Genomic DNA, 7,729 nt, shown 5'->3' with positions numbered 1-7,729 from the left:
CCAGACGTGAAGGCGATTTCCCAGTCCGAACCTGAATTCAGACCCGGTAACGAATCCAGGTTTGTCGCCATTGATGATCTGAGGGCCCGAAACGGACTCACCATCCAACTTGTGGCCGGAAACCTCGAACAAACCGCCTTGACGGCTCTTGAGCGTTACCCAGAATTAAAGGATGCCGTCTACACCCGGGGTGAGCGAAATGGTGAACCCTGGTTTATGGTAATATATGGACAATACCAGACGAGGACTGCAGCTCAGAACGCAGTGTCGGAATTGCCTCAGGCCTTGAGGGGCCAGTCACCCTGGATTCGTTCCGCCGAAGGTTTATAGCGGCATTTTTTAAAATGGGATAACTCGTTGTTCCATAAGCCTCCCGGTTGGGAAAACCGGTTCCTTTTCCCCAAAATAGCTTCACTCTCATTTGAGTACGTATTTCTACGTGTGTAAAATAGCCAGCCCCCATTTTCAGTGTCAAAGGGTGGGTATTCGGTTTTGTGCCGATTAACTCTTTGATTGAAAAGCATTTCTACGCGAGAGAACGCTTATGATGACAGGTTTGTATCATCCCGACGAATTCAGGGACAACTGCGGATTCGGTCTGATCGCCCACATGAAAGGCGAGGCCAGCCACAAGTTGTTGCAAACTGCCATCGAGTCGCTGACCTGCATGACCCACCGAGGTGGTATCGCTGCAGACGGGAAGACCGGCGATGGTTGTGGCCTCCTGATCCAGAGCCCGGACACATTCCTGAAGAAGGCTGCCAAGACGGCCTTTGGCAAGGAGCCAGGCGATCTGTTTGCCGTGGGCCAGGTGTTTCTTAACCCGGACAGCGCCAAGGCAGAGGCTGGCCGTGCTGCGATTGAGAAACGCCTGACCGAGCAGGGCCTTGAGATCATGGGCTGGCGCGAGGTGCCAGTAGACGACAGCTGCCTCGGCCCCATGGCCCTTGATTGTCTGCCGCGCATTGAACAGGTTTTTGTTGTTCCTGCTGGCAAGGCCGAAAAAGAGTTCGCAATCAGCCTGTTTGTGGGCCGTCGGCATGCCGAGCGCGACATGGTCGACGATTCCGAGTTCTACATCTGTAGCCTCTCGCACCGGACGCTGGCCTATAAAGGGCTGATGATGCCGGCGGATCTGGCCAACTTCTACAAAGATCTTGGCGACCCGGATCTGGAAACCGCCATCTGCGTTTTCCACCAGCGCTTTTCAACGAACACCATGCCTCGCTGGCCTCTGGCGCAGCCGTTCCGGTACCTCGCCCACAACGGTGAAATCAACACCGTTGACGGGAACCGGAACTGGGCCATTGCCCGTGCTGCCAAGTTCAGTTCCCCGGACCTTCCGGATCTCCAGACGCTTCAGCCTCTGGTCAACCTGACCGGTTCTGACTCATCCAGCATGGACAACATGCTGGAGGTACTGCTGGCCGGCGGTGTTGATCTGTTCCGAGCGGTGCGAATGATGATTCCGCCTGCCTGGCAGAACGTCGACAGCATGGACTCGGAGCTTCGGGCGTTCTACGAATACAACTCCATGCACATGGAACCCTGGGACGGTCCGGCCGGCCTGGTAATGTCCGATGGCCGCTATGCGGTCTGTATGCTGGACCGCAATGGTCTTCGCCCTGCGCGCTGGGTTATTACCAAGGACGACTTCATCACCCTGGCCTCTGAGATCGGCACCTACGACTACCATCCGGATGATGTGGTGGCCAAAGGTCGTGTCGGGCCGGGACAGATGCTGGCGATTGATACCGAGTCTGGAGAAGTGCTTCATACCAAAGACGTCGATCAGCGGCTGAAGTCTGCACAACCCTACAAGAGATGGTTGCGGGAGAACGCGCTGCGCGTGGAAACCACCCTCAATCAGGAAACGCCTGAATTCAAGCTGATGGACGCGGATGAACTCCTGATTCATCAGAAGATGTTCATGGTGTCTTTCGAAGAGCGTGATCAAGTGCTTCGTCCGCTGGCCGAAAACGGCCAGGAAGCGGTCGGTTCCATGGGCGATGACACCCCCATGGCGGTCCTGTCCAGCAAGGTGCGTCACGTGGCGGACTACTTCCGACAGAAGTTCGCCCAGGTGACCAACCCGGCAATTGACCCGCTGCGCGAATCCATTGTGATGTCACTGGAAACCTGTCTCGGGGCCGAGCGTAACGTTTTCGAAGAAACCGCGGAGCATGCTGACCGGATTATTCTGACCACGCCGGTTCTGTCTCCGGCCAAGTTCCTCAAGATCACCAACAACGATCGCCCGGGCTTCGAAGTCGCCCGTATTTCGATGAGCTATCGGCCCGAGCAAGGCCTCGAGCAGGCGATTCGACGGGTGTGCGAGGAAGCCGAGCAGGCAGTACGCGACGGCAAGGTGATTCTGGTTCTGACGGACAAGGACCTGAAGGAAGGCGAGCTGCCCGTAAGTTCCATGATGGCAACCGGCGCCGTTCACCACCATCTGGTTGCCCAGGGGCTGCGCTGCGACTCCAACATCCTTGTGGAAACCGGCTGGGCGCGTGACCCGCACCATTTCGCTGTGCTGTTCGGCTTTGGCGCGACTGCAGTCTATCCGTATCTTGCCTATCAGGTTCTGAATGACCTGATCCGCACCGGCGAGTTGCTCATGGACCCGATTGAGGCCAAGAACAACTATCGCAAAGGCATCAACAAGGGCCTGCTGAAAATCCTGTCGAAGATGGGTATCTCAACGATGACCTCTTATCGGGGCGCCCAGTTGTTCGAGGCGATTGGTCTGGCCGACGAGGTCGTCGATCTTTGCTTCAAGGGAGTCCCAAGCCGTATCCAGGGTGCCAGCTTCTTCGATTTCCAGCAGGATCAGGAACAGCTGGCCGCTGTCGCCTGGAAGCCGCGCAAGCCGATTTCCCAGGGTGGGTTGCTGAAGTACGTCCATGGCCAGGAATACCATGCGTTCAACCCGGATGTTGTCGGAAAACTTCAGGAAGCAGTGACCAGTGGTGATTACGGTCACTACAAGGAGTACGCAGGCTTGGTTAACGAGCGGCCGGTCTCCACACTGCGCGATTTGCTGGGTTTCCGTAAGGACCTCAAGGCCATTGATCTGGATGACGTCGAGCCGGTTGAGAACATCTTCCCTCGCTTCGATTCCGCGGCCATGTCCCTGGGTGCCCTGTCTCCCGAAGCGCACGAGGCTCTGGCTGTTGCCATGAATACCCTGGGCGGTCGCTCGAATTCTGGTGAGGGCGGTGAGGATCCGGCCCGATATGGCACTGAGAAGCGATCAAAGATCAAGCAGGTTGCCTCGGGTCGTTTCGGGGTAACTGCTGAGTATCTGCGCAGTGCCGATGTCATGCAGATAAAAGTCGCCCAGGGCGCCAAGCCGGGTGAGGGCGGGCAGCTGCCCGGCGGTAAGGTGAATGACCTGATCGCACGCCTGCGCTATTCGGTGCCGGGAGTGACCCTGATCTCGCCACCGCCGCACCACGATATTTACTCGATTGAGGATCTGGCCCAGCTGATCTTTGATCTAAAGCAGGTCAACCCGTCAGCCCTGGTGTCGGTGAAACTGGTGTCCGAGCCGGGCGTCGGTACCATCGCCGCCGGCGTGGCCAAGGCCTACGCCGACCTGATCACCGTATCCGGTTACGACGGTGGCACGGCGGCCAGTCCGTTGACGTCCATCCGGTACGCTGGCTCGCCCTGGGAACTGGGGCTGACCGAAACCCAGCAGGCGCTTCGGGCGAATGACCTGCGGGGTAAGATTCGCTTGCAGACTGACGGTGGCATCAAGACCGGCCTGGATGTGGTCAAGGGCGCCATTCTGGGAGCCGAGAGCTTCGGGTTCGGTACCACCCCGATGGTGGCGCTGGGCTGCAAGTACCTGCGAATCTGTCACCTGAACAACTGCGCAACGGGTGTCGCTACCCAGAATGAGCACCTGCGAGAGGAACATTTCAAGGGTACGGTCGAAATGGCCATGAACTTCTTCCGCTTCGTCGCGGAAGAAACCCGGGAGTGGATGGCCAAGCTGGGCGTTCGGAGCCTGGAGGAACTGGTCGGTCGAGTTGACCTGCTGGAGCGCCTGCCGGGTGATACCGAGCGGCAGAAAAAGCTGGATCTCTCGCGTCTGTTGTCCAACGACCATATCCCTGCCGACAAGCCTCAGACCTGTCAGGTCGAGCGCAATCATCCGTTCGACAAGGGCACCCTGGCCGAGCAGATGGTCAAGGACACCGCGGCGGCGATCGAGAACAAATCGGGCGGGGCCTGGTCCTACCGGGTGACCAACTGCGACCGTTCCATTGGCGCTCGCCTCTCGGGTGAGATTGCCGCCAAGCACGGTAACCAAGGCATGGTGGACGCGCCGATTACTCTCGACCTTACCGGAACCGCGGGCCAGAGCTTTGGCGTCTGGAACGTCGGTGGCCTGAATCTTATCCTTGAGGGCGATGCCAACGATTACGTGGGCAAAGGCATGACCGGTGGCAAGCTGGTTGTGAAGCCGCCCCGTGGCAGTTCATTCAAAACCCAGGAAACGTCCATTGTTGGCAACACCTGCCTCTACGGTGCCACCGGGGGCAAGTTGTTTGCCGCAGGTACGGCCGGTGAGCGCTTCGCCGTTCGTAATTCCGGTGCCCACGCCGTTGTGGAGGGTGCCGGTGACCATTGTTGTGAATACATGACAGGTGGCTTGATCACTGTCCTGGGTGTTACCGGCCATAACTTTGGCGCTGGTATGACCGGTGGTTTTGCCTACGTGTTGGACGAGAACAACACCTTTGTGGACAAGTACAACCATGAGCTCGTTGAAATCCAGCGGATTTCGAGTGAAGACATGGAGTCCTACCGCAACCATCTGCGCGGTGTGATTCGTGAGCACATCTCGGAGACGGGCAGTGAGTGGGCAGAGCACATTCTTGAGAATTTCGACGACTACATCGGCCGTTTCTGGCTGGTTAAACCCAAGGCTGCCAATCTTCGCAGCCTGCTAGCCAGCACCCGGGCGCGTCCAGAATAAATGAACCGGGTCAAACAGGGTTTTGGGGTGCCCCGGGGGGGTGCCCTGGTCGAAATTGAGCTGATGAGAGCATCATGATGAAAGAACGACTGAGTAACGACTTCCAGTTTGTCGAAGTAGGACGGATTGACCCGAAGAAGGTACCGGCCAGGAAGCGAAAGCAGGAATTTGGTGAAATCTACCATCCGTATACCGCGGACAACGCCGCGAACCAGGCCCATCGCTGCCTGGAATGCGGTAACCCGTACTGTGAGTGGAAGTGCCCGGTTCATAACTACATTCCGAACTGGCTGAAGCTGGTTTCCGAAGGCAACATCATGCGGGCTGTCGAGTTGTGTCATCACACCAACTCGCTTCCTGAAGTTTGTGGCCGGGTTTGTCCCCAGGACCGTCTGTGCGAGGGTGCCTGCACCCTGAACGATGGCTATGGAGCCGTCACCATTGGTTCGGTCGAGAAATACATCACCGACACCGCGTTCGCTCTGGGCTGGAAGCCGGATATGTCCGCCGTCAAATGGACCGACCGGAAAGTGGCGGTCATCGGTGCCGGCCCCGCTGGCCTGGGTTGCGCCGATGTGCTGGTGCGCAATGGTGTGAAGCCGGTGGTGTTCGACATCTATCCGGAAATCGGAGGCCTGCTCACCTTCGGTATTCCCGAGTTCAAGCTGGAAAAATCTGTCATGACCCGTCGCCGCAAGGTGTTCGAGGAAATGGGCGTGGAATTCCGTCTGTCCACCGAGGTGGGCAAGGATGTCAGGCTGCAGGACATCATTGATGAGTACGATGCCGTGTTCATGGGCATGGGTACCTACACCTACATGAAGGGCGGATTCCCGGGTGAAAACCTGCCGGGTGTCTACGACGCCCTTCCGTTCCTGGTATCGAACGTCAATCGCCGTCTCGGTTTCGAGAAGGACGCCTCCGAATTCATCGATATGAAGGGCAAGCGTGTCGTGGTTCTCGGTGGTGGCGATACCGCCATGGACTGCAACCGTACTTCCATCCGGCAACAGGCCGAGAGCGTAACCTGCGCCTATCGCCGGGATGAGGCGAACATGCCGGGCTCACGTCGTGAGGTGGCCAACGCCAAGGAAGAGGGCGTCAAGTTTCTGTTCAACCGCCAGCCGATTGCCATTATCGGCGAGGACCGGGTTGAGGGCGTCAAGGTTGTCTCCACCCAGTTGGGTGAGCCTGATGAGAACGGTCGGCGCCGCCCCGAGGTGGTTCCCGGAAGCGAGGAAGTGATCCCGGCAGATGCCGTGCTGGTTGCCTTCGGCTTCCGCCCGAGTCCGGCCGACTGGTTCGACGAACTGAAGATCGGTACCGACGATTCAGGCCGGGTGTCGGCGCCTGAAGAGTCCGACTTTGCCTTCCAGACCAGTAACCCCAAAATCTTCGCCGGTGGTGATATGGTCCGGGGCTCCGACCTGGTCGTAACCGCTATCTGGGAAGGCCGTCAGGCTGCCGAAGGTATCATGGACTACCTGGATATCTGAGGGCAGGCTTGATCCCGATCAGAAGGGCGGCTTACTAAGGGTAAGCCGCCCTTTTTTATTGTGGCGAACGGGGTATCATTGCTCCCCATTCCACAGCACCATTTACTGACTGAGAACGCTGGACTTGTTATGACCGAGCTGAAAAATGATCGCTTCCTGCGCGCACTCATGCGCCAGCCAGTTGACCGGACGCCCGTATGGATGATGCGGCAAGCTGGCCGTTACCTTCCGGAGTACCGGGCAACACGCGCCAAGGCCGGCGACTTTCTCAGTCTGTGCAAGAACACGCCGCTCGCCTGCGAGGTGACGCTTCAGCCGCTGGAGCGTTATCCGCTGGACGCCGCCATTCTGTTCTCCGACATCCTCACCATCCCCGACGCCCTGGGTCTGGGGTTGTATTTTGAAACCGGTGAGGGCCCGAAGTTCAAGCGCACCATCCGCTCCGAGGCCGATGTGGCAGCACTGCCTACCTTAAACGCTGAGGTGGACCTGGACTATGTCATGAACGCGGTGTCCACGATTCGCGGCGCGCTCAATGGTAGCGTTCCACTGATCGGGTTCTCCGGCAGCCCCTGGACCCTGGCCACCTACATGATTGAGGGCGGCTCTTCCAAGGATTTCCGGGAAGCCAAGAAACTGATGTACGGTCAGCCCGACGTCATGCATCGCCTGCTCGACCACCTGGCTGATTCGGTGGTCGACTACCTCAACGGTCAGATCAAGGCCGGTGCCCAGGCGGTGCAGATTTTCGACACGTGGGGCGGTGTGCTAAGCAGCTGGGCCTATGAGGAATTTTCGCTGCGCTACATGAAGAAAATTGTGGATGGTCTGATTCGCGAGCGCGATGGCCGTCATATCCCGGTCATTCTCTTTACCAAGAACGGTGGTCAGTGGCTGGAGTCGATCGCTGATACCGGTGCCGACGCCGTTGGTCTCGACTGGACCACCGATATCGGCAACGCCCGCGCTCGCATTGGTGATCGTGTCACGCTTCAGGGCAATATGGACCCGGCCATGCTCTATGCGCCGCCGGCGCGCATTCGTCAGGAAGTGGCAGATATTCTTCGGCGCTTTGGCTCCGGTACCGGCCACGTGTTCAATCTTGGGCATGGCATTACGCCTGACGTTGATCCCGACCATGCCAAGGCGTTCATTGAGGCCGTGGTTGAACTGAGCCCCGAATATCATCGTTAACTGACGATATTTTGCCTCCCGGAGCGCAAGCTTTGGGAGGCACGCC

Annotated in this window: 4 protein-coding genes; all 4 read left to right on the top strand. The window is 58.3% G+C overall.

From position 1 onward, the window contains the following. On the top strand, positions 1–330 hold a 330-nt coding region (locus QQF73_RS18060; protein ID WP_285369051.1), incomplete at its 5' end, for an SPOR domain-containing protein. A gap of 214 nt (positions 331–544) precedes the next feature. Next, positions 545–4,993 carry a glutamate synthase large subunit gene (gltB, locus tag QQF73_RS18055; RefSeq protein ID WP_285369050.1) on the top strand — a complete coding sequence of 1,483 codons (4,449 nt, stop codon included), beginning with the start codon at positions 545–547 and terminating at the stop codon, positions 4,991–4,993. Positions 4,994–5,070: 77 nt separating this feature from the next. Then, a complete protein-coding gene (locus tag QQF73_RS18050) occupies positions 5,071–6,489 on the top strand; it encodes an FAD-dependent oxidoreductase (protein ID WP_219868842.1) in 1,419 nt (472 codons plus the stop codon). 129 nt (positions 6,490–6,618) lie between these two features. After that, on the top strand, positions 6,619–7,683 hold the full coding sequence (hemE, locus tag QQF73_RS18045) for a uroporphyrinogen decarboxylase (RefSeq protein ID WP_219868793.1): 1,065 nt from the start codon (positions 6,619–6,621) through the stop codon (positions 7,681–7,683). Positions 7,684–7,729: the final 46 nt, after the last annotated feature.

Origin of the sequence: Marinobacter albus (assembly GCF_030238305.1) — a bacterium.
GTDB classification, from domain to species: domain Bacteria; phylum Pseudomonadota; class Gammaproteobacteria; order Pseudomonadales; family Oleiphilaceae; genus Marinobacter; species Marinobacter albus.
Note: the sequence above shows the minus strand (reverse complement) of the source record. Positions and strands in the feature narration are given on the sequence as shown.

What these genes read in the sequence shown, in the direction of transcription:
- gltB (WP_285369050.1), top strand. Translation starts at nt 545, where the DNA reads ATGATGACAGGTTTGTATCATCCCGACGAATTCAGGGACAACTGCGGA.
- QQF73_RS18050 (WP_219868842.1), top strand. Translation starts at nt 5,071, where the DNA reads ATGAAAGAACGACTGAGTAACGACTTCCAGTTTGTCGAAGTAGGACGG.
- hemE (WP_219868793.1), top strand. Translation starts at nt 6,619, where the DNA reads ATGACCGAGCTGAAAAATGATCGCTTCCTGCGCGCACTCATGCGCCAG.